At 73.4% G+C, this 19,866-nt stretch carries 24 protein-coding genes; 12 read left to right on the forward strand and 12 right to left on the reverse strand.

The window, feature by feature from the left end; genetic code table 11:
• Nucleotides 1-47 precede the first annotated feature (47 nt).
• From LCN96_RS29855 to LCN96_RS29865, 3 genes are all read right to left on the reverse strand, one after another.
• On the reverse strand, nucleotides 48-347 hold the full coding sequence (locus tag LCN96_RS29855) for a hypothetical protein (RefSeq protein WP_225265741.1): 300 nt from the start codon (nucleotides 345-347) through the stop codon (nucleotides 48-50).
• Between the two features lie 202 nt (nucleotides 348-549).
• On the reverse strand, nucleotides 550-1,959 hold the full coding sequence (locus LCN96_RS29860; RefSeq protein ID WP_225265742.1) for a dihydroorotase: 1,410 nt from the start codon (nucleotides 1,957-1,959) through the stop codon (nucleotides 550-552).
• Complete coding sequence (locus LCN96_RS29865; protein WP_225265743.1) at nucleotides 1,956-2,774, reverse strand: IclR family transcriptional regulator; 819 nt, start codon at nucleotides 2,772-2,774, stop codon at nucleotides 1,956-1,958. Before LCN96_RS29865 ends, LCN96_RS29860 begins: the two co-directional genes overlap by 4 nt.
• An 86-nt stretch (nucleotides 2,775-2,860) precedes the next feature.
• Here LCN96_RS29865 and LCN96_RS29870 point away from each other — a divergent pair, with 86 nt between their 5' ends.
• From LCN96_RS29870 to LCN96_RS29895, 6 genes are all read left to right on the forward strand, one after another.
• The gene (locus LCN96_RS29870) at nucleotides 2,861-3,670 is read left to right on the forward strand and encodes a cyclase family protein (protein WP_225265744.1); all 810 of its coding nucleotides are present in this window, start codon (nucleotides 2,861-2,863) and stop codon (nucleotides 3,668-3,670) included.
• Between the two features lie 70 nt (nucleotides 3,671-3,740).
• On the forward strand, nucleotides 3,741-4,328 hold the full coding sequence (locus LCN96_RS29875) for a hypothetical protein (RefSeq protein ID WP_225265745.1): 588 nt from the start codon (nucleotides 3,741-3,743) through the stop codon (nucleotides 4,326-4,328).
• A 29-nt stretch (nucleotides 4,329-4,357) separates the two neighbouring features.
• The gene (locus tag LCN96_RS29880) at nucleotides 4,358-4,483 is read left to right on the forward strand and encodes an LPXTG cell wall anchor domain-containing protein (RefSeq protein WP_225265746.1); all 126 of its coding nucleotides are present in this window, start codon (nucleotides 4,358-4,360) and stop codon (nucleotides 4,481-4,483) included.
• 87 nt (nucleotides 4,484-4,570) lie between these two features.
• On the forward strand, nucleotides 4,571-4,723 hold the full coding sequence (locus LCN96_RS29885) for a hypothetical protein (protein WP_225265747.1): 153 nt from the start codon (nucleotides 4,571-4,573) through the stop codon (nucleotides 4,721-4,723).
• A 49-nt stretch (nucleotides 4,724-4,772) separates the two neighbouring features.
• A complete protein-coding gene (locus tag LCN96_RS29890; RefSeq protein ID WP_225265748.1) occupies nucleotides 4,773-5,549 on the forward strand; it encodes an LLM class flavin-dependent oxidoreductase in 777 nt (258 codons plus the stop codon).
• A gap of 179 nt (nucleotides 5,550-5,728) precedes the next feature.
• Nucleotides 5,729-7,117: a type I glutamate--ammonia ligase gene (locus LCN96_RS29895; protein ID WP_225265749.1), complete on the forward strand. Its 1,389-nt coding sequence runs from the start codon at nucleotides 5,729-5,731 to the stop codon at nucleotides 7,115-7,117.
• Between the two features lie 4 nt (nucleotides 7,118-7,121).
• Here the strand turns inward: LCN96_RS29895 and LCN96_RS29900 are convergent, their stop codons facing one another.
• Together LCN96_RS29900 and LCN96_RS29905 are read right to left on the reverse strand one after the other, a co-directional pair.
• Nucleotides 7,122-7,907, reverse strand: coding sequence for an SAM-dependent methyltransferase (locus tag LCN96_RS29900; protein WP_225265750.1), 786 nt, complete (start codon nucleotides 7,905-7,907; stop codon nucleotides 7,122-7,124).
• A gap of 19 nt (nucleotides 7,908-7,926) precedes the next feature.
• Nucleotides 7,927-8,820, reverse strand: coding sequence for a LysR family transcriptional regulator (locus LCN96_RS29905; RefSeq protein WP_225265751.1), 894 nt, complete (start codon nucleotides 8,818-8,820; stop codon nucleotides 7,927-7,929).
• A 98-nt stretch (nucleotides 8,821-8,918) separates the two neighbouring features.
• Here LCN96_RS29905 and LCN96_RS29910 point away from each other — a divergent pair, with 98 nt between their 5' ends.
• The 3 genes from LCN96_RS29910 (at nucleotide 8,919) to LCN96_RS29920 (ending at nucleotide 12,254) form a co-directional block, all read left to right on the forward strand.
• The gene (locus tag LCN96_RS29910; protein ID WP_225265752.1) at nucleotides 8,919-9,653 is read left to right on the forward strand and encodes an arginase family protein; all 735 of its coding nucleotides are present in this window, start codon (nucleotides 8,919-8,921) and stop codon (nucleotides 9,651-9,653) included.
• A 96-nt stretch (nucleotides 9,654-9,749) separates the two neighbouring features.
• Nucleotides 9,750-11,162 carry an FAD-dependent monooxygenase gene (locus LCN96_RS29915; RefSeq protein WP_225265753.1) on the forward strand — a complete coding sequence of 471 codons (1,413 nt, stop codon included), beginning with the start codon at nucleotides 9,750-9,752 and terminating at the stop codon, nucleotides 11,160-11,162.
• Between the two features lie 258 nt (nucleotides 11,163-11,420).
• Nucleotides 11,421-12,254 carry a hypothetical protein gene (locus LCN96_RS29920; RefSeq protein WP_225265754.1) on the forward strand — a complete coding sequence of 278 codons (834 nt, stop codon included), beginning with the start codon at nucleotides 11,421-11,423 and terminating at the stop codon, nucleotides 12,252-12,254.
• Between the two features lie 60 nt (nucleotides 12,255-12,314).
• On the opposite strand, the gene LCN96_RS29925 is transcribed toward LCN96_RS29920, so the two are convergent.
• The 5 genes from LCN96_RS29925 to LCN96_RS29945 form a co-directional block, all read right to left on the reverse strand.
• Nucleotides 12,315-12,659, reverse strand: coding sequence for an STAS domain-containing protein (locus LCN96_RS29925; RefSeq protein WP_225265755.1), 345 nt, complete (start codon nucleotides 12,657-12,659; stop codon nucleotides 12,315-12,317).
• A gap of 144 nt (nucleotides 12,660-12,803) precedes the next feature.
• A complete protein-coding gene (locus LCN96_RS29930; RefSeq protein ID WP_225265756.1) occupies nucleotides 12,804-13,652 on the reverse strand; it encodes a phosphotransferase in 849 nt (282 codons plus the stop codon).
• Between the two features lie 6 nt (nucleotides 13,653-13,658).
• The gene (locus LCN96_RS29935; protein WP_225265757.1) at nucleotides 13,659-14,453 is read right to left on the reverse strand and encodes an SGNH/GDSL hydrolase family protein; all 795 of its coding nucleotides are present in this window, start codon (nucleotides 14,451-14,453) and stop codon (nucleotides 13,659-13,661) included.
• On the reverse strand, nucleotides 14,453-15,028 hold the full coding sequence (locus LCN96_RS29940; protein ID WP_225265758.1) for a PadR family transcriptional regulator: 576 nt from the start codon (nucleotides 15,026-15,028) through the stop codon (nucleotides 14,453-14,455). Before LCN96_RS29940 ends, LCN96_RS29935 begins: the two co-directional genes overlap by 1 nt.
• A 311-nt stretch (nucleotides 15,029-15,339) precedes the next feature.
• Complete coding sequence (locus tag LCN96_RS29945; RefSeq protein ID WP_225265759.1) at nucleotides 15,340-15,804, reverse strand: MarR family winged helix-turn-helix transcriptional regulator; 465 nt, start codon at nucleotides 15,802-15,804, stop codon at nucleotides 15,340-15,342.
• A gap of 86 nt (nucleotides 15,805-15,890) precedes the next feature.
• On the opposite strand from LCN96_RS29945, the gene LCN96_RS29950 reads away from it, so the two are divergent.
• A complete protein-coding gene (locus LCN96_RS29950; protein ID WP_168019878.1) occupies nucleotides 15,891-16,070 on the forward strand; it encodes a hypothetical protein in 180 nt (59 codons plus the stop codon).
• A 19-nt stretch (nucleotides 16,071-16,089) separates the two neighbouring features.
• Here the strand turns inward: LCN96_RS29950 and LCN96_RS29955 are convergent, their stop codons facing one another.
• Both LCN96_RS29955 and LCN96_RS29960 read right to left on the reverse strand, forming a co-directional pair.
• Entirely contained in the window at nucleotides 16,090-16,881 is a 792-nt protein-coding gene (locus LCN96_RS29955; RefSeq protein WP_225265760.1) for a class I SAM-dependent DNA methyltransferase, read from the reverse strand.
• 40 nt (nucleotides 16,882-16,921) lie between these two features.
• Complete coding sequence (locus LCN96_RS29960) at nucleotides 16,922-18,601, reverse strand: CBM35 domain-containing protein (RefSeq protein WP_263657339.1); 1,680 nt, start codon at nucleotides 18,599-18,601, stop codon at nucleotides 16,922-16,924.
• A gap of 207 nt (nucleotides 18,602-18,808) precedes the next feature.
• On the opposite strand from LCN96_RS29960, the gene LCN96_RS29965 reads away from it, so the two are divergent.
• Complete coding sequence (locus LCN96_RS29965) at nucleotides 18,809-19,222, forward strand: hypothetical protein (RefSeq protein WP_225265761.1); 414 nt, start codon at nucleotides 18,809-18,811, stop codon at nucleotides 19,220-19,222.
• A 196-nt stretch (nucleotides 19,223-19,418) separates the two neighbouring features.
• Nucleotides 19,419-19,865 (forward strand): DUF6010 family protein, encoded by a 447-nt coding sequence (locus LCN96_RS29970; RefSeq protein ID WP_225265762.1) that lies wholly within the window; start codon nucleotides 19,419-19,421, stop codon nucleotides 19,863-19,865.
• The last annotated feature ends 1 nt before the right edge of the window (nucleotide 19,866 follow it).

Here is a 19,866-nt window from a genome sequence, read left to right on the forward strand (position 1 = left end):
CCCAAGTGGACGAACCGGGCAACTACCTCCAAGGCCGACCAACAGGCTCAGCCATCACGCTCGAAAACCGGCAGCCGGCGGCCGTCATCCAGCTCCTGCCAGGCCACCCGGACGAAGGCGCGCCGGCCCACCTCGATCGTGCCCGTGCGCAGCAGGTCCGGGGCTGCGCCATGCCGTCGTGGGTGGTGGACTCGCCGTAGCCGAGCACGACGACGGGGGTCGGGGCGCAGGTCGCGGGCGCGTTCGAGAGTGATCAGGACGAGGGCGGCGCCGCCGTCGGTGACCAGGCAGCAGTCGGCGGCGGTGAGCGGGCTGGAGATCATCGGCTGGGCGAGCACCTGCTCCACGGTGAGCGGCCCCGCGCGGTGACGGCCCGTACGGCGCCCCGAACCCGGCCTGCGGCGTGTGCGCCTCCGCCACCCCGGCCGGGGAGCGCGACCGGGCGCTGCGCTGGTTCGAGCGGTAGCCGATCAGGACGGTCGTGCACTGCCCCGCCTCGATGGCCTGGACGGCACGTCGTCCAGGGGCAGCGCGCCCATCTCCACTCCCTCAGCGGTGCAGGTAGGAGCCCGACGGCTCGCCGGCGGTCTTGCCCTCGTGGAAGGCCACCCTGCCGCCGACGACCGTGGTCACCGGCCAGCCGGTCACCCGGACGCCCTCGAACGGGCAGTGGTCCTGCCCCGACAGCAGCAGGTCGGTGGTGACGGTCCTGCTCAGCTCCGGGTCCAGGACGGTGAGATCGGCGTCGAAGCCGACGCCCAGGCCGCCCTTGCGGCCCCACAGGTTGAACGCGCGGGCCGGGTTGGCGGCGGCGACCTCGGCGATCCTGGTCAGCGGCAGGCCGCGCCGCAGGTGCCCCTCGGAGAACAGCACGGGATACAGCAGCGCCGTGCCGCCGAACCCCGGCCGGGCCGGCCACAGGTCCTCACTCTTGTGCTCCTCCATGCAGCAGGCGTGGTCGGAGGCCACCCAGTCGATCCGGCCGTCCGCCACGCCCGCCCACAGGGCCTCGTTGTGCTCGCGGGTGCGGATCGGCGGGTTGACCTTGCCGCCCAGGCCGCCGCGCGCGTCCAGGTCGTCGTGGTCCAGGCAGAGGTGGTGCAGGGTGGTCTCGCGCCTGGCGGGGGTGCGGGCGGCCGCCTCCAGCGCCTCGGCGCTCGACAGGTGCAGCAGGTTGATCTCGACGCCGGTGTGCCCGGCGAGCACGGCCGCCTCGGCGATGGCCAGCTGCTCGGTCAGGGGCGGGCGGGCCTGGCTGTAGGCGCGCAGGTTCTGGGGGGCGCCGCCGGCGCGTACGCGGTCGATGAAGACGCGCATCAGCTCCGACTGCTCGCAGTGCAGGCTCAGCGACAGCCGCCGCCCGGGGTGGGCGGCCTGCGTCGCGGCCAGCTTCTCCATGATCAGGTAGAGGTGGCCGAGGTCGTACTCGTCGCTCATGGTGAACGCCTGGGCGTCGCGGCTGTTGGCCGCCAGATCGAAGCCCTTGTAGAACATGTAGTACTTGAACGAGGTGACGCCGTGCTCGGCGACCAGGGCGGGGATCTCCTCGATCTGGGCCGACGTCATGGGCGCCAGGTGGAAGCCGTAGTCGGTCCACGCGCGCCCGGCGACCGCCGCCAGCACCTCGGGCAGGATCGTCTCGTACGGGCCGGTCCTGTCGAGGTAGTGCTGTCCCGTGCGGAAGTACGACAGCACGGTCGTCGCCCCGCCGACCAGGGAGGAGCGCGTCTCCTCGAACGCGTCCACCCCCAGGTCGCGGTAGATGCCCAGATGGAAGTGGGCGTCCACCGCGCCGGGTAAGACGATCTTCCCGGTGGCGTCGAGCACCTCCTCGCCACCGTCGAGGTCCTCGCCGATCGCGGCGATCCTGCCGCCCCGTACGGCGAGGTCGGCGCGGACCTCGCCGTGGTACGGCAGGACCAGGGTCGCGCCCTTGACAAGCAGGTCGTATCGCATCATGGCGCCCTTTCCATGGCGAGATGGCCCATCCGGGCCGACAGTTCGCGGGTGGTCTCCAGCAGCGCCGCCGCGCACCGCTTCTCCTGCGCGCGCAAGCGCTCCAGCGGCCCGCACACGCTGATCACCCCGGCCGGCCGCCCGTGGTGGTCGAGCACGGGCGCGGCGACGGAGGCGGAGCCGGGCTGCCGCTCGGCCTGGGAGCGGGCGTAGCCGCGCCGCCGGATGGCCGCCAGGTCCTTGCGCAGCACGGCCTCCTCGACGGGCGTGCGCTCGGTCAGCCGGGTCAGCGGTTGCGTGGCGAAGTAGTCGTCGATCTCCTCTTCCGCCAGGAACGCCAGGAATGCCCGCGACGAGGCGCCCGCGTGCAGCGGGTACGGCACGCCGAGCGTCACCGCCATGATCACCTCGCGGCTCGGGGTGGCCTGGTCGACGTAGACGCGCGCGTACCCGGTGCGGATCGACAGCGTGACCGTCTCCGACAGCGCCGTGGACAGCGCGACCAGCTCGGGCGCGGCCAGCCTGCGCAGGTCCAGCCGGTCGAGGTAGGCCAGCCCGAGCCGCATCGCGGTCAGGCCGAGCGAGTAGCGCCTGCTCTGCTTGTCCAGGTCGATCAGGCCGCGCAGCCGCAACGACGCCAGGATCCGGTGCACCGCCGCCTTCGACAGCTCCAGCCGCTCGGCGATCTCAGTGACGCCGAGGGTGCGCGCGCCGGGATCGGCGAACAGCACGAGCACGTCGGCCGCGCGCTCGACCGTGGCGGCGGTCTGGCTGGCACCGTCCGCGCCGCGGCGCCGGGAGTGCTCGGTCGTCGGCATGGGATTCCCTGCTGCTCGGCGGCGTTCCTGCCGTACAGTTTGGAACAGCTTTCCTTTTATTGGAACACCCAGAAGGATGTCGTCTGGTGGAAGCACCGTGGGAGGCGCTGGCCGGAGCCGAGGTGTTCGACCTGGCTCAGCCGATGCGCACCGGCATGCCGCAGTCGCCCAACCATGTGCCGTTCCGGATGCTGCTGGAGCGGCGCCACGGGGACGTGGTGCGCCCCGACGGCGGGTCGGCGGCCAACGAGGTCATCGTCACCGGCGGCCACGTGGGCACCCACGTAGACGCGCTGGCCCACGTCTCACAGGAGGGGCGGCTGCACGGCGGGCGCGAGGCGGCGTCGGTGCAGGGCCACCACGGCTTCACGGAGCTGGGCATCGACGCCTTCGACCCGTACGTGGGCCGCGCCGTGCTGCTCGACGTGGCCGCCGTGCACGGCGTGCCCGTGCTGCCGCCCGGCTACGAGATCACGCCGGACGACCTGGACAGGGCCGCCGGCGGGCTGGATCCGGCGCCGGGCGAGGCGCTGCTGATCGGCACCGGCTGGTCGCGGCACTGGGGCGAGCGGGAGCTGTTCACCGGCCAGACCGGCGGCGCGCCCGGCCCGGGTGCCGCCGCGGGCCGCTGGCTGGCCGAGCGGCGCCCGCGCCTGGTGGGCGGCGAGAGCATCGCCTTCGAGCACATCGCGCCCGGCCGCGGGCACGCCACTCTGCCGGTGCACCGGATCCTCCTGGTCGAGGCCGGGATCAACATCGTGGAGACCATGCGCCTGTGGCCGCTGCTGGACGCGGGGCATCGCGAGGTCCTGCTCATCGTCAACCCGCTGCCGCTGGTCGGCGCGACGGGCGCGCCCGTCAGGCCGCTGGCGGTCGCGCTACGCCGAGGGGTGTAGCGCAGGTCTCGACCCGGGGCTGACGAACGGCGGCCCGTCCTGCCCGCATGCTGACCGGCATGGGAAGGGCGTGCCGACAAGGGGCGGCAAGGTCTGGGTGATGCTCGCCGCCGCCGTGGCGCACACCGGTGGCGTGCCCGCGCTGGCGTGGCTGACGCCGTTCGGCTGGGTCCGCCTGACCAGGCCGTACGCCGGGGACCACTGGTGGGCGTTGGGGCCGGTGGTGCTGTTCGTGGCCGTCCTGACCGCCGCCGCGTACACGCTGTCCACCCGCCGCGACATGGCGGGCGGCCTGATCCCCGCCCGCTCTGGGCCCGCCGGCGGAGGACCGGCGGGCGTGCTCGGGCTGGCCGGGCGGCTGCACCGCACCACGCTCGCGGCCTTCGCGATCGGCTTCGGCCTGCTGGGCGCGCTGCTCGGCGTCTCGGCGCGCGGGCTGGACTCCCAGCTCGGCACGCCGCAGTTCCAGGAGCTGACCGCGACTCTCGGCGGGCCCGGCGCCCGCGTCTCCGACGTGTTCTTCAGCTTCATGATGTACGTGCTCAGCCAGCTCGTGGCGGCGGCAGCGCTGGTGCCGGCCCTGCGTGCCCGAGGCGAGGAGGCGGCCGGGCCGAGCTGCTGCTGTCCACCCCGACCGGCCGGCTGCGCTGGGCGCTGAGCCACCTGGCCTTCGCCCTGGCCGGGCCGGTGCCGCTGCTGGGCGGCACGACGTCGCCGGCGCTGCCGCTGCTCGGGCTGACCGCACTGGCGGCGGGGCTCACAGGAGCGGGGCTGGCGTTCCTGCGCCGCCGCGACCTGGCGCCCACGGCCTAAGTCCGTCCCTCCGCCGGAATACGTCGCGGCGCACCGCTGTTCACGCCAACACGTTAAAGATTCAATATCTGACGGAGGGACTTTCTGATGGCCATCGCATTCATGCTCGTCATGAGCCTCATCGTGGGCGGCTTCCTCACCGGCGCCATGGTCGCCATCGTGCTGAACGGCATCCGCGACCGCCAGTGGCCGGTCCTGTGGCGGCGGCGCGTGGTCTACCGCGGCTTCATCCCCCGCTGACCTGCCCCCGCCGTCACCTGGACGATCACCGACCCATAGCCTTGGCCCCATGGTGCGCTTCGCTATCGGCCTGCCCAACGTCGGCGAGTTCGGAGATCCCACCCTGCTCACCGAACTCGCCGTCGCCGCCGAGGAACACGGCTGGGACGGCGTCTACCTCTGGGACCACCTCCTCTACCACGACCCGGGCTGGCCCGTCGCCAACCCCACCGTCACCCTGTCGGCCATCGCCGCCCGCACCCACCGCGTCCGCCTGGGCATCCTCATGACGGCACTCCCGCGACGGCGCACCCAGACCGTCGCCAAGGAGACCGCCAGCCTCGACCGCCTCTCCGGAGGCCGGCTCGTCTTCGGCGCCGGGCTCGGCTCCATGGACACCGAGTACACCGACTTCGGCGAGGACCCCGACCTCAAGGCCCGCGCCGCCAAGCTCGACCAGGGCCTGGACGACCTGACCCGCCTGTGGGAGCGGCTCCTCCCGGCACCCGTCCAGCGCCCGCGCGTCCCCATCTGGTGCCCGGGACGCTGGCCCACCCGCGCCGGCTTCCGCCGGGCCGCCCGCTGGGACGGCGCCATGCCGACCTTCCACGAGTACGGCCAGGACCGCCCCGTGCCGCCGTCCGAGTTCGCGCAGGTCGTCGACTTCCTGGCCGAGGAGCGCGGCACCCTCGACGGCTACGACATCGCCCTGGAGGGCCGCGCCGCCGACGGCTTCCTCGACGCCTACACCGCCGCCGGGCTGACCTGGTGGATCGAGGCCATGGGCTGGTGGCGCGGCGGCGCCGAGGAGGCCCGCAGGACCATCACCGCCGGCCCGCCCCGCTGACCCGAACGCCACAGCAGGCCGGCCCGCGAGGGCCGCGCGCCCGAGAAAGCCGCACCCCCAAGCCGGGCAACCCACGACATACCCCTCCACCAGCCAAAACTCCCGAGCGCGGCATCCCCCGCGACCACCCCCGCCGCCGATAAGGTGCCACGCGGGCCGCACACGACGAGGGGATGCCGATGCTCGACCACACCACCACCGGCGCACCACAAGCCGACACCCAGACCCTCGACCTCGACCTCGCCGCCGCGGGCGTCGTCGGCGTCATCATCACCTGGGCCGACAACAACGGCATCCCCCGCTCCCGCACCGTGCCCATCGACCAGTTCACCGCCGCGACCCAGCGCGGCATCGGCATCACCCCCCTGTTCGCCGTCTTCGACTCCCACGACACCATCACCTTCGACCACCCCCCGCTCGGCACCCCGTCAGGCGACATCCGCCTGGTCCCCGTCACCGACCGCGTCGTCCAGCTCGCCGGGCAGCCCGCCTTCGCCTGGGCCCCCGGCCGCCAGGTCGCCGCCGACGGCTCACCCTGGCCCTACGACCAGCGCACCGCCCTCGAACGCCAGGTCGCCAGGGCCGCCGACCTCGGCATCGAGCTACGCGCCGGATACGAGATCGAGTTCCACCTCAGCGCGGCCGGCGACACAGGCGACGACCCCGCCCCCGTCTACGACGGCCCCTCCTACGGCCCCACCAAGATGCTCGCCGTGGACGCCTTCGCCGAGCAGCTCCTGAGCGACCTCAACCGCAACGGCATCCCCATCGGCCAGCTCCACGGCGAGTACGGCCCCGGCCAGTACGAGCTCAACATCGCCCCCGCCGACCCCGTCACCGCCGCCGACCGCCAGCTCCTCACCCGCCAGACCATCCACGCCGCCGCCCGCAACCACGGCCTGCGCGCCTCCTTCGCACCCCTCGTCACCTCCGGGCACGTCGGCAACGGCTGGCACCTGCACACCTCACCCTCCCGCGCCGGCACCAACCTGCTCTCCGGCGGCCCCGGCCCCGCCGGCCTCACCCCGGAAGGCGCCGCCTACCTCGCCGGCCTCCTGCGCGACCTGCCCGCCGTCGTCGCCGTCACCGCGCCCAGCCTGTGCTCCCTGCAACGCCTGCGCCCGGGCTACTGGTCCGGCGCCTACACCTGCTGGGGTGTGGAGAACCGCGAAGCCGCGCTCCGCCTCGTCCCCACCACCCCGCTCCTCGGCCCGCACCACGCCAACGTCGAGCTCAAGCCCTCCGACGCCGCCGCCAACCCCTACCTGGCGCTCACCGCCGTCATCGCCGCGGGCCTGGCCGGCATCGAGGACGGCCTCACCCTTTCCGAGCCCGTCCAGGAGGACCCCGCCACCTGGAGCGAGCGGCGACGCGCCGAGCACGGCGTCCACCGGCTGCCCACCACCGTCCAGCAGCAGCTCGACGCGCTGCACGGCAACCCGCGCATCCGCGCCGCACTCGGCGAGGACCTCCTCGGCGCCTTCCGCGCCGTCCGCGCCTCCGACGCCGGCCGGGCCACCGACCTCGACCCCGCCGCCATCGTCCGCGCCTACCGCTGGCTCTACTGACCGCTCACCGCTTGCGCCCCACCCCGCACACCGCGCTGACCACGCCCGACGCCGGCTGCGGCGGCCCAGGCCGCCACAGCGGGGTCGGCACCACGCCCGGCGGCACCGGCTCCAGCCCCTCGAAGAACCGCGCCACCTCCTCGGGGGCACGCAACGTGTACGGGAAGGCGGCCCGCTGGTTGTAGGCGGCCACCGCCTCCACCAGAGCCGGATTGGCCGTCACCCCGTCCGACAACGCCAGGAAGCTCCCCGGCGGCAACGCCGCCACGAACCGCCGCACCAGCCCCAGGGCCACGTCGTACGCCGGCACCTGTCCCGCGATGCTCAGCATGATCAGCGCGATCGGCCGGGAGAAGTCCAGCGTCCTGCCCGCCCCCGCCACGATCGCGTCGGGATCGCGCACGTCGGCGTCCAGGTAGTCCGTCTCCCCCTCGGCCGAGCCCGACAGCAGCGACCGCGCGTGCACCAGCACCAGCGGATCGTTGTCGACGTAGACCACCCGGGACTCGGGCGCCAGCCGCTGCGCCACCTCGTGCGTGTTGTCGGCCGTCGGCAGCCCCGCGCCGAGATCCAGGAACTGCCTGATCCCCATGTCGGTGACCAGGAAGGTCACCACCCGCTTGAGGAACTCCCGCTGCAGCCGCGCCACCTGCGCGAAGTCGGGGAACATCCGCAGCAGCTCATCGCCCGCCGCGCGGTCCACGGGGTAGTTGTCGGTGCCGCCGAGCAGGTAGTTCCACACCCGGGCCGAATGCGGCTTCGTCTGGTCGATGCGGGGGGTTTCTGCCATGGCAGGAGTGTAAATGACCTCAGTCCGGCGCCTTTACATTGTAGATCAGCTCGATCATCGCATCGATCGCCGGGGTCGCGGTACGGAAGTGGGCGTACGTGGTGCGGGTGATCTCGACGCCGGAGACCGGGCGCAGCACGACGCCCCCGGGGACACCGACGGCGGTGGCGACCAGCTCGGGGACGAGGGCGACCCCCAGCCCTTCCCGCACCATGCGCAGCACGAGCGCGTAGTCGTCGGCCGTGTGGATGACGTTCGGCCGGAAGCCCGCCCGGGCGCAGGCGCGGTCGAGCATCTCGTGGTCGCTGGTGCCCTCGGAGCCGGCGATCCAGGGCTCCTCGCCCAGGGCGCGCAGGTCCACCCCGCCGGCCGCCGCCGGGTGTGCGGCGGGCAGCGCCGTCAGCATGGGCTCGACCCCCACGAACCGGCGGGTGAGCCCGGGTCTCGGCTCCTCGGGGATCAGGTTGTAGGTGAACGCGATCGCCAGGTCGCACCGGCCGGCCCGCAGCGCCTCGACGGCCTCGCGGGGTTCGAGCTCGTGCACGATCACGTGCAGGTCCGGATGGCGGGCCCGGGCCGTGGCGATGGCGGGCAGGAGCCGGGCGACCGCCGCCGTGGCGAAGCAGGCCACTCTGACCGGCCCTCGCGGGGTCGAGGCCGAGCGGAGGTCCTGCTCGGCAGCGTCCAGGGCGCTCAGCACGATGCGCGCGTGCCGGACGAGCCGCCACCCCTCGGCGGTCAGGCGGACCCGGCGGCCCGCCCGCTCGAACAGCGGCACCCCGGCCTCCCGTTCCAGGGCCGCGAGCTGCTGCGAGACGGCGGAGGAGGTCAGGCCGCACACCTCGGCGACGGCCGTCATCGTGCCGTGCTCGGCGAACTCGCGCAGCAGGCGCAGCCTGACCGGATCCAACATCAAGCACAGCTTACAGATTCATGCAGGAACACTAAGTGGACGTTGCCGATCGCCGGGAGCGACACTGTCGGTCCACCCCAACCCTTGAGGAGAACGACATGCTGACCGTCGTCGAGGTGCCGCAGTGGCAGGGCTCGTTGTCGCCCACGGCCCCCAGGCTGGTCGAAGGCGCAGCCCGGCTGGCCGCGATGGTCCCGGGAGCGGACGCGCACGTGCGGGTCGAGACCGGGGCGACCCTGGCCGAGACCGCCGGCCGCGTCCGGCAGGCGCTCCCCCGCGACGGGTTCGCCGTCACGGTCGGTGGTGACTGCGGCGTCGAGCTCGAACCGGTCACGGCCGCGCTGCGCCGGCACGGCGACCGGCTGCACGTGGCGTGGTTCGACGCCCACGGCGACCTGAACACGCCCGGCTCCTCCCCCTCAGGCGCCTTCCACGGCATGATCCTGCGCACGCTGCAGGGCGAGGGCCCCGCCGGCCTCGTCCGCTCCCCCGCGCTCCGCCCCGCCCAGGTGGCCCTGGCCGGCACCCGCGCGCTGGACCCGGCCGAGGCCGACCACATCCGGCGGGCCGGCATCGGCGGCCTGGACACGATCGGCGCGGACGCCGTCGTCTACGTGCACGTGGACCTCGACGTCCTGGACGGCATCACCTCGGTCGGCTACCCGGAGCCGGGCGGCCTGTCCGCTCGCGAACTCACCGAGGCCGTCGCGGGGCTCGCCGCCCGGCACGAGATCGCCGGGCTGGGCATCACCGAGTACGCGCCCGCCGACCCCCGCGACGAGGAGCTGCTGCGGGAGCTGGTCCCCGAACTGGTCCGCCTGTGCACCGCCTGACCTGATGCCAACACTTGTTTGCCAACAACCGTTGACAGTGATGTCGCAGCGGTGATTAAGTGGTGCCAACAAGCGTTGACTGGAAGGGAAGGCGACATGGCCGAGGTGATCATCGTCGGAGCGGGCCCCACCGGGCTGCTGCTCGCGGGCGACCTGGCGGAGTCGGGCATCGAGGTCACGGTCCTGGAGCGCCGTGACGGCAAGGTCTCCAACCTCTCCCGCGCGTTCGGCGTGCACGCCCGCACCCTGGAGCAGCTCGACGCGCGCGGGCTGGCCGACCGGCTCGTGCCCATGGGTGCCGTGCTGAGCAAGGTACGGCTGTTCGAGCGGGTGGAGGTGGACCTGGGCGCACTGCCCGGCCGCTACCCGTACTTGCTGATCACCCCGCAGTACAACGTGGAGAACCTGCTGCTGGAGCGGGCGCTGAAGGCGGGCGTCGAGATCGTGTACGACGCCGAGGTGCTCGGCCTGACCCAGGACGCCACCGGCGTCACCGTCACCACCGCGGCGGGCGAGCACCGCGCCGCCTACGCCGTGGGCGCCGACGGCTTCCACAGCGCGGTGCGGCAGGCCCTCGGCCAGCCCTTCCCCGGCAAGTCGGTGCTGAAGTCCATCATGCTCGCGGACGTGAAGGTGGCCGAGCCGCCGGCCGAGATGCTGACCGTCAACGGGGTCGGCGACGCCTTCGCCTTCATCGCCCCGTTCGGCGACGGCTACTACCGGGTCTTCGCCTGGGACCGCCGGCACGTCGTGCCCGACGACGCGCCGCTCGACATGGACGAGGTGCGCGAGGTCACCAGGCGCGCCCTGGGCACCGACTTCGGCATGCACGACGCCCGCTGGCTGTCGCGCTTCCACAGCGACGAGCGGCAGGCGCCCGACTACCGGATCGGCCGGGTCTTCCTGGCCGGAGACGCCGCCCACGTGCACTCCCCCGCCGGCGGCCAGGGCATGAACACCGGGCTGCAGGACGCGGCCAACCTGAGCTGGAAGCTCGCCGCGGTGCTGCGCGGCGCGCCCGAGGCGCTGCTCGACACCTACCAGGCCGAGCGCCACCCCGTCGGCCGCTCGGTGCTGCGCAGCAGCGGTGCCATCATCCGGGCGGCCATGATCGAATCGGCCGCCGGGCAGGCCATCCGCGGCTTCGCCGCCCGCCGGGCGCTGGCCATCCCGAAGGTGCGCGAGAAGATCACCGGGCAGCTCAGCGGCATCGGCTACCACTACCCGGCGCCGCACGGCGCGCACGAGCTGGTCGGCACCCGCGCCGGCGACGTCCCGCTCGCCGGCGGCGGCCGCCTGTACGAGGCGCTGCGCGACCGCCGCCTCGTCCTCATCGGCGCGGCCGACGTCACCGGCTGGCACGACCGGGTCCGCGTCGAGCCGCCCGCCACGCCCGGCGGCCCCCTGGTGCTCGTCCGCCCCGACGGGTACGTGGGCTGGGCCGGCACCGACACCGACGAGCTGCACCGGGCCCTGACCGAGCTCGCCGGACCGCCCGCGATCGGCTGACCCGGCCCGCGCCAATCGGACGACTCCGGAGAAACAGGTGGGAACCCACCGAGTGCGTACGACGTCCAACCAGAGCTAGCGTTCGCGCCGGCACCGCCACAGACAAGGCGATGCCGGCGCCGTAGTCCGACGTGCTCACCTCCGACAACGACGCCAGTCAGCCGCCCTCCACGCCGCCACGGCGGGCACCGCCATGCGCCGGGAGGGCTCCTGTCCCCGATCCACTCCCACCGAACCGTGGAGGACCAGGTGACGCCCATGAGTTCCGGCCAACCGTACGAGGAACGTGCCCGCCGCAGGCGGATCCCCCGGCAACTGCTCAAGATCGCCACCATCGCGATCGTCACCGCCGGCGGCCTCGGAGTGACCGTGGCGGCCTCGGCGGCCACCCCGACACCCACCGAGACCCCGACCGAGACCCCGACCGAGACCCCGACCGCGACACCCACCCAGACGCCCACGGAGACGCCGACGGCGTCGCCCGCGCCGGTCGAGCTGCCGCCGCTCAACCCATGGGGGTTCATCGGCACGATGCACGGCGAGTTCGCGGTGGCCACCAAGGACGGCTGCGGCACCATCACGCTGCTCACCCAGACCGGTCAGGTGACCGCCCTGGCCGACGACTCCCTCACGGTACGCAGCCAGGACGGGTTCGAGCAGACGTACACGATCGACGAGTCCACCCGCCAGCCCCGCGTGCGGGTCCGCGACGGCGAGGAGCGCACGATCGCGCAGGACTCCTGGGTGTCGGTGACGGCCACCACGGACGGGCAGACGGCCAGGGCCGCCTACATCCTCGACCTGTCGCAGCCCATCAAGCTGCTCCCGCAGGACAAGAGCAGCTGGCGGCGGGCCAAGCAGTGGTGGGGGATCGTGCCGAACTGGCAGACGCCGACGCCGTGCCCCACCCCGACGCAGACCCTCACGCCGGAGCCGACGGACACCGCCACGGCCGCCCCCACCGACACCCCCACTCAGCCCCCTGCTGAGCCGCCCACGGAGACCCCCACCGAGCCGCCCACGGAGACCCCCACCGACCTGCCGCCCTCCGGGACGCCGACCGCGATCCTCACGCCGACGCCGACCTCCTGAGCGCGTGGGTCCCGGGCGGGCACCCTCGCCCGCACCCCCCACGCCCGCGCCCGAGGCCGGTCAGAGCGCGCGCAGCTCGGCGATGGCCTCCTCCAGCGTGGGGCGCAGCTCCAGGACCCGGTCCAGCCCGCGCTGCCGGAAGAGCGCCCGCATCAGATCACCGGTCTCGCACACCAGCGCCCGGCCGCCCGCCGCCCGCGCGTGGTGGTGCATCGCCAGCAACACGGTCAGCCCGTAGGAGTCGGCCGAGGTCAGCGCGCCGAGGTCGATCGCCACCCGTGGCAGCGCCCTGGCCAGCGCGGCCTGAAGCAGGGGGCAGGTGTCCATGTCGAGCTCGCCGCTGACGGTGACCACGGTGACGTGCGAGTCGAGCTCGGCCTCGGTGATCCGCAGGCGTCGCGTCATGGGCCGCCTCGCCGGAGTGCCTCCGTCAACCAGGTGATCATCGAGACGACTCTATCCGGATCCCGGCCCGTCCCTGGCCACGGTTGGCGTACATGCTGCCGTTTCTTGACACCGGCGGGCACCGCTCGCGGCGCCCGCGCGCCGTCAGGGAGCCGTCAGGGCCGCGTCCAAGCCGGCGCCGTGCCGCTCCAGCCACGCCTCACGCCGCTTGATCCGGTCGCCGACGCCGTCCGCCCACATGCGCGCCCAGCCCCCGCCCAGCTCCTCGGCGTTCTGCCGCATCAGGAACCACGACCGCCGCGTCCGCATGACGGCCACCTCGACCACCCGCGACCGGTCGGTCTCCGACATCCCGTACGCGTCGGCCAGGATCCGGCACCGGCGCGGCACGTCCACTCCTTGCAGCAGCGGCTCGGCGTCCGCCGGGTCGCCGAGCGGCGCCCAGTACAACATCGCGTTGACCAGCTCGTCCGCCCTGGTGACGGGCTTGGCGATGTCGAAGTCGATCAGCGCCGCCGCCTGCCCGTCGCGGAAGACGAGGTTGTCGGGCGTGTAGTCCATGTGCCCCACCAGCTCCACCGGGTACGGCGGCGGGGGCGGCGTGCCCGGCGGCTCGTCCAGGCCGAGACCGGGCCGTACCCCGTCCGGCACGACGAAGCCCGCGACCGCCTCGTGGTAGGCACGCACGAGCCGGCCCACCGAGGCCAGCCGCTCCTCGTCGGCCAGCCACGGCGGTCGCGGCCGGCCGGCCACCTCACCGGGCACGAACGTCAGCACCTCCCGCCCGGCCGCGTCCACGCCGAGGAAGCGTGGAGCCCCCTCGAACCCGGTCTCCTCCAGGTGCCGCAGCAGCGCGTGCACGAGGGGCGCGTTCGGGCCGATCGGGCGGCGGACGGTGTCGCCGACGCGCACGACCCCCTCGGTGACGTCCCCGCCGGGCAGCGGGATCTCGGGATGCGACTCGGGCGGCTCGGCGTACGTGATCGCGTTCATCTCACCTCAGAAGGGCGTCGGGGAGCCTCCATGATCGCAGATGACGGGGGTGAGCAGCGGGCGCTTGGCCGTGCGCCCGTCACCGGAGGAGCGCCCGCGCAGGCGCCGGGCGATCCACGGCCCCGCGAACGTCGCCACCCACCGCGCCTCGATCGCCGCCGCCCGCCAGGCCCCCGGCGGGGACAGCGGCGGCAGCGGTGCCATCCACGTGTCGTCACTGCCCGGCAGCTCCAGCGCGTGCGCGACCGCGGCGGCGAACCTGGCGTGCCCCAGCGGGCTGGCGTGCAGCCGGTCGCTGCTCCACATGCGCGCGTCGGTGACGTACGCCAGCGGGTAGGTGTCCACCAGCGTCACCCCGTGCCGGGCGGCGGCCTCGCGGATGCGCTCGTTGACGTCCAGCACGCGCGGCACCAGCGGCCTGGCCAGCGGCGCGATCCTGCCGATGTCGGGGAACGTCACCGTCACCACGTGCGCGCCCGCCCCCACCAGGGCGGCGAACATGTCCTCCAGCACCCCGGCCACCCGGGCGGCGTCGAAGCCCGGACGGATCACGTCGTTCATGCCCGCCATGACCGTCGCCAGGTCGGGCCGCAGCTCCAGCGCCACCGGGAGCTGCTCGTCGCGGATCTGCTCCGCCGTGCGGCCGCGCACGGCGAGGTTGGCGAACAGCAACCCCTGCTCGGCCCTGGCCAGGTGCTCGGCGAGCCGGTCGGCCCAGCCGCGGTACCCCAGCACGTCGTCGCCGTCGCCGAGCCCCTCGGTCTGGCTGTCGCCGAGTGCGACGTAGCGCGTGTACGGCATCACACCCTCCTCCCCGCGCGTTCCTCCAACGTCCGCGCGGTCTGCCGGCACCAGTCACGCATCTCCCGCTCCAACCGGCAACCGGCCAGGCAGGACAGGTACGGCCCGACCCGCTCGCTCACGCGCAGGAACTCCTCCTCCTCCAGCTCGCCGCGCAGCCGCCGCAGGGTCTGCTCGAAGAAGGCCAGCTTGGCGGCGGCCTCCTCGGCGCGCTCCCGTAGCTGCGCGACCAGCGGGGCCGGATCGACGAGGTCCGCGGCGTGCACCTTGACGGCCAGGTCGTCGCGCAGGAGCAGGGGCTTGGCCGGGGTGGCGGCGAAGGCGGCCAGCTCGTCCAGCCCGGCCTGGGTGACCTTGAAGACGCGCTTGTTCGGCCGGCCCCGCTGGACGACCTCCCGGCCCGCCACCAGGCCGTCGGCCTCCAGCTTGGTCAGCTCGGCGTAGAGCTGCTGGGGGGCGGCGTACCAGAAGTTGGAGACGCCGACGTCGAAGATCTTGGTGAGCTGGTAGCCGCTGTACTCGCCGTCGAGCAGCGCCGCCAGCACCGCGTGCCGGAGCGCCATCGTGCTAGCCATCTCCATTACTAGTCATGTCGATGACTATAAATCAGGCCGAGCCGCCCCGACAAGGGAGATCAACCGAACTGCCCGCTCAGAAGTGGTACGTCATCCGCGCCCCCTGCCTCCGACGTAGAAGAGGCATATCGATGCGAGGAGATCAGGATGCGCACCACACGTACGACGATGCGGCCGAAGCCGGCACGTCCCCGCCCGAACCTGGATCTGCGGACGCCGTCCGGGCGCCGGCTCCCATACTGAGACGCCCGCCTCCCGGCAGGGGAGGCGGGCACCACGTCAGGCGGGCACCACGTCAGGCGGGCACCACGTCAGTCCGCGGGATCGCCGTCCTGGCGGGCGGCCGCGATCACCCGCGTCAGCGACTCGTGCAGGCGTTGCAGCTCGTCGAGGCCCATGCCGAGCCGCGCCACGATGGCGGGCGGGATCTTCTCCGCCTGCGCCCGCAGCGCGCGTCCCTCCGGGGTGAGGGTCACGGCCAGCGCGCGCTCGTCCCTGCTGCTGCGCTCGCGCCGGAGGTAGCCGAGCGCCTCAAGCCGCTTGAGCAGGGGCGACATGGTGCCGGGGTCGAGCTGGAGCAGCTCCCCCAGCTCCTTGACCGACAGCGGCTCCCGCTCCCACAGCGCCAGCATCGCCAGGTATTGCGGATGCGTCAGGCCCATCGGCTGCAGCAGCGGCCGGTAGAGCGCGATCACGCTGCGCGAGGCGATGCTGAGGGCGAAGCACACCTGCCGGTCCAGCGCCAGCAGATCTGTTGCCTCTGTCACAGGCTCCATCGGTGTGCACCTCCATCGTCGCCTGGTAGTTTACTTGGTGTACAAACCATTAGGACACTAAGCATCTGGCGGGTTGGAGGACTCCCGTGTTTCACCGCAAGCCGCTGGAGGAGCGCATCGCCGAGCGTCAGGCCAAGCTGCCGCCGCTGAAGGAGGGCAAGCACTTCGAGCACGGGCCGGCCAAGTTCGTGTTCGTGTCGCTGCTGGTCGCCGTGGCGCTCATGCACTTCGTCGGGCTGGCCGTCGTCATGCACTTCTACTCCTGACCACCCCCGCCGTGCCGGGTCAGCGGCGACGGCAGATCATCAGCTCCGTGGTCGGGCTCTCCCTCAGGACGCGGACGAGCCGCCGTTCCAGCGGGTAGAGCAACGACCCGGCCAGGGCGCCGGTCCGCTCGCTCAGGGTGACCGCGCGCAGCAGGCCGCCCCACAGCTTGCGCCAGACGGAGTTCGCGTCCACCTGGGCGTTCATGAGGACGAGCATCGGAAGCCGGCGCATCACGTCGAACCCGGCCTCGCCGAGCGCCCGGTTGATCCACGGCAGCGTGCGGTTGACCTGGTGGTCGCCGCGCTGCTCGGGCCGCTGCAGGAAGTTCTCCGACAGGACGAAGATGCCGCCGGGGCGCAGCGCCGCCGCCACGTTGTTCAGCGCGGCCCGGTAACGGACGTCGTCGGTGATGTGGAAGAGCATGTCCATGGCCGAGACCGCGTCGAACGAGCCCGGCTCCAGCACGTCACCTGGCTCGGCGATGTCCAGCTCGTGGAACTCCACCCCCGGGAAGCGCCCACGCAGCCGCTCCACCGCCGCCGCCGTGAGGTCGCAGCCGACGATCGGCTTGACGCCCAGGCCCTGCCAGCGGCGCACGTAGAAGCCCGTGCCCGAGCCGATGTCGAGCACGCGGGAGCCGCGCAGGTCGAGCGGCAGGGTGGCGGCCTCGCGGTCGAAGACCTCCGCTCGCACACGGTACATCCAGGTGTTGAACGCCCGGCCGAGCGCCGCGTAGCCGACCCCGCTCTCGGTCCAGTCGGACTGCAGGCGGCGCTCCCAGAAGCCTTTCAGTTCACCATGCGTCTTCATCCGGCAAGGCTAACGGCCCGGGCGCCGGGCCGCCCGGAGGTCAGCCGATCTCGACGTGATCCAGCTCGGCCCAGCGGGAGTGGTGCTGGAAGCGCAGCGTGTTCCAGCCCCGGGTGAGCGGCAGGGCGGCCGTCACCCGCCGCCAGACGTCCCAGCCGTGGTGGGGGTAGTCGAGGGTGAACCGGGTGGTGTCGTTCACCGTCACCGTGTGCTGCGCGTCGCCGTACCCGGCGGCGTAGGTGACGTGCGCGGCGAAACGGCCGGTTCGCGGCGCGTACACCCGCAGCTCGACCCAGCTGTCGGCATGGTCGAGCCCGGCCGCGACCGCGCCCTGCGACGCGCCCGCGGCGCCGGGGCGGACCCGCGCATGACTGATCCGCCCGGCCTCCGCCTCGTAGCGCACGCGCGGGGTGTCCGCCTGGGGCGGGGCGTCGAGGGTACGGGTGCCGGCGAAGGTCTGCCCCGTGACGCGGTAGCCGTGCGCCGCCTCGGCGCCGGGGTGGGCGGGGCCGAGGTCGAGGGTGTCGGTCGTCGTCCAGGCGGCACCGGACTGCTGGTCGGCTACGTACCTGAACTCGGTGAAGTCCCATTCCGATGAGACGAACGTGTTGACGACCGCCAGCGAGCCGTGGCCCGAGGTGAGGGATGGGGGGAGGTCGAGGTGCTGCTCTGCCCAGCCGTCGGTGCCGTCGGGGAGCGCCTCCCAGTGGCCGGCGGGGGTGCCGTTCACCGTGACGGCGGCTCGCTGGCGGGACGTTCGGGCGTCCAGGCGGCGGGTCAGGCGTACGGGGCCGGCGTTCGGGTCGATGCGGATCGTGAATCGGCTCGAACCGCCGGGGCCGAACGCTCGGCCGTCGTCGGTGATCGTGTCGTGCCCGGCCGCCCATGTGACGGCTGTGGTGATGAGCGTCGCGGTGGTGGCAATCAGTGCGATCAGGTGCGATCGGCGTGGCCACCGCCACCGCCTGGCCGCGCGCACCAGCGCCCCGGCGAACGGCCCACCGCCCGGCGCTGTCGCGGCTAGCGCCGTCCCGCCCGGCGCCGTCCCGCCCAGCGCCGTCCCGCCCAGCGCCGTCGCGCTCTCCACTGGACCGCCCGACGCCGCCTCGCCTGATGCCGCTCCGCCTGGCACTGCGCCTGGCACTCCGCCTGGCGCTCCACCTGGCACTCCGCCTGGCACTCCGCCTGGCGCTGCGCCTCGCACTGCGCCTGGCGCTCCGCCTGACACTGGGCCGCTCAGCACCGGCCCGACCGGCGTTGTCACGCCCGGCGCCGTTCCTGTCAGTCCCGGCCCGCCCGGCACGGCGCCGCCCAGCCCTGGCCCGGCCGTTGGCGAATCGCCGTACGGGGCTTGGCCCGGGAGGGCGGGCATGCGGGCCAGCCGTACCCGCTCCCAGGCCCGTTCCCAGGCGGGCAGCCGCTGCTCGGGCACCTGGCAGGCGCGCAGGAACGCCACCATCACCGCCTTGCGCGGGAAACGCCGCCCCGCCAGCATGTCGGCGCACGTGGCGCGCGGCAGCCGGGTGCCGCCCGCCCGATCGGCCCGCGCCTGCAGCTCGCGCAGCGACACGTCCGCCCGCGCGAACTGCTCCACCAGCAGCGCCACCAGGTCCTCATGGCTGTGCACCGTCTCCGGCGCGGGCCCGCCCTCCTCGCCCGCCGCCGGCGGCTCCGCGCTCGTCGGCCCCTCGGCCCCCGGCCCGCTCCTGACCCCACCCACGCCGGAAAGTATACGAACCATTACGCAGCGCGTCCGAGACTGGCTGGAAAGTGTCCGGGACCGGCTCGTGCCCGGACCGGTCCGGACGAGTTCGTACGGGTCCGTCTGCCTCCCTGTTGGACACCCCGGCAGCCCCGCTTAGCTGGCACAGCGCCGGCCGGGAGCCCCCGGATCACGGTCACCCGACTCGAGAGAGCAGCCACCATCATGCGTAAGAACCTCCACCAGGCCACCGCCCGCACGAGCCGCCTGCGCACCGCGCTCGCCTCCTGCGGTGTCACGGCCCTGGCCGTCCTGGCCTCGCTGTCCGTCCCGGCCGCCGCCGCGCCGCAGCACGGTACGGCCACGGAGCTGCAGCGTGCCAGAGCGGCCTGCCCGTCCGGGCACGTGTGCATCTACCCGGACACGACCTCCAACGGCAACCCGGACACGTACTTCAGGTACGGCGCCCACAACCTGAGGAACGTCTTCGGCGACCGCCTGATCATCAACAACCAGACCGGCGGCGCGGGCTTCCGCCTCTGCGCGGCCTACGGCGGGCAGAACTGCGGCACCCGCAACGGCCCCGGCCACTACGTCGTGAACCTGTCGCCGGTCAACTCCATCATGCTGGAGCCGTAACCCGCGGCATCCGCGAGCCGGTCAGGCCGGGCCCACCCCCTCAGGCCCGGCCTGACCTGTGCGCCGGGGAGAACGTGGCGGGAATCCGTTGGAAGTTGTCCATCCACCCCATGGGGGCCGCCGCGCGGCCGATCTAGGCTGGCGGCGCCCCGGCCGGGCCGCTTCCCTGTCCGCGTGTCTCGCAGAACGGAAAGACATGTCCATCGTCATGCCGATCGTGATCGGCCTGATCGCCGTCACCATCCTCTCCCTGATCCCGGAGCCGCACCGGCGGCCGTTCAACGCGATCTTCGTCGGCGGCGCGGGCGCCGCCTATCTGAGCGGCTTCGGGCTCGGCTACTGGGAGTTCGTGCTGCCTGTCGTGCTGGCGTGCGTCGCCTACCTGGGGCTGCGGAGCTGGACGTGGATCGGCGTCGGCTGGCTGCTGCACACCGTCTGGGACGTCCTGCACCACCTCAAGGGCAGCCCCATCCTGCCCTTCGCGCACGACTCCTCCTTCGGTTGCGCCCTCTGCGACCCGGTGATCGCGCTGTGGTGCTTCGCGGGCGGCCCGTCCGTCCCCGGCCTGGTCCGTGCCCGTTTCGCCCGCAGCGCGCCGGGGCGGACGGAGGGCATGCGCCCTGGCCGGAGCGCCGCTGGATGAC

The sequence above is a fragment of the Nonomuraea gerenzanensis genome (genome assembly GCF_020215645.1).
In the GTDB taxonomy this organism is placed as follows: Bacteria; Actinomycetota; Actinomycetes; order Streptosporangiales; family Streptosporangiaceae; genus Nonomuraea; species Nonomuraea gerenzanensis.

Coding starts and splice junctions, on each gene's coding strand:
- LCN96_RS29860 (WP_225265742.1), bottom strand. CDS start 1,959: ATGATGCGATACGACCTGCTTGTCAAGGGCGCGACCCTGGTCCTGCCG.
- LCN96_RS29945 (WP_225265759.1), bottom strand. CDS start 15,804: ATGGAGCCTGTGACAGAGGCAACAGATCTGCTGGCGCTGGACCGGCAG.
- LCN96_RS29940 (WP_225265758.1), bottom strand. CDS start 15,028: ATGGCTAGCACGATGGCGCTCCGGCACGCGGTGCTGGCGGCGCTGCTC.
- LCN96_RS29970 (WP_225265762.1), top strand. CDS start 19,419: ATGTCCATCGTCATGCCGATCGTGATCGGCCTGATCGCCGTCACCATC.
- LCN96_RS29905 (WP_225265751.1), bottom strand. CDS start 8,820: ATGTTGGATCCGGTCAGGCTGCGCCTGCTGCGCGAGTTCGCCGAGCAC.
- LCN96_RS29885 (WP_225265747.1), top strand. CDS start 4,571: ATGGCCATCGCATTCATGCTCGTCATGAGCCTCATCGTGGGCGGCTTC.
- LCN96_RS29930 (WP_225265756.1), bottom strand. CDS start 13,652: ATGAACGCGATCACGTACGCCGAGCCGCCCGAGTCGCATCCCGAGATC.
- LCN96_RS29935 (WP_225265757.1), bottom strand. CDS start 14,453: ATGCCGTACACGCGCTACGTCGCACTCGGCGACAGCCAGACCGAGGGG.
- LCN96_RS29925 (WP_225265755.1), bottom strand. CDS start 12,659: ATGACGCGACGCCTGCGGATCACCGAGGCCGAGCTCGACTCGCACGTC.
- LCN96_RS29915 (WP_225265753.1), top strand. CDS start 9,750: ATGGCCGAGGTGATCATCGTCGGAGCGGGCCCCACCGGGCTGCTGCTC.
- LCN96_RS29965 (WP_225265761.1), top strand. CDS start 18,809: ATGCGTAAGAACCTCCACCAGGCCACCGCCCGCACGAGCCGCCTGCGC.
- LCN96_RS29955 (WP_225265760.1), bottom strand. CDS start 16,881: ATGAAGACGCATGGTGAACTGAAAGGCTTCTGGGAGCGCCGCCTGCAG.
- LCN96_RS29890 (WP_225265748.1), top strand. CDS start 4,773: ATGGTGCGCTTCGCTATCGGCCTGCCCAACGTCGGCGAGTTCGGAGAT.
- LCN96_RS29895 (WP_225265749.1), top strand. CDS start 5,729: ATGCTCGACCACACCACCACCGGCGCACCACAAGCCGACACCCAGACC.
- LCN96_RS29920 (WP_225265754.1), top strand. CDS start 11,421: ATGAGTTCCGGCCAACCGTACGAGGAACGTGCCCGCCGCAGGCGGATC.
- LCN96_RS29910 (WP_225265752.1), top strand. CDS start 8,919: ATGCTGACCGTCGTCGAGGTGCCGCAGTGGCAGGGCTCGTTGTCGCCC.
- LCN96_RS29865 (WP_225265743.1), bottom strand. CDS start 2,774: ATGCCGACGACCGAGCACTCCCGGCGCCGCGGCGCGGACGGTGCCAGC.
- LCN96_RS29900 (WP_225265750.1), bottom strand. CDS start 7,907: ATGGCAGAAACCCCCCGCATCGACCAGACGAAGCCGCATTCGGCCCGG.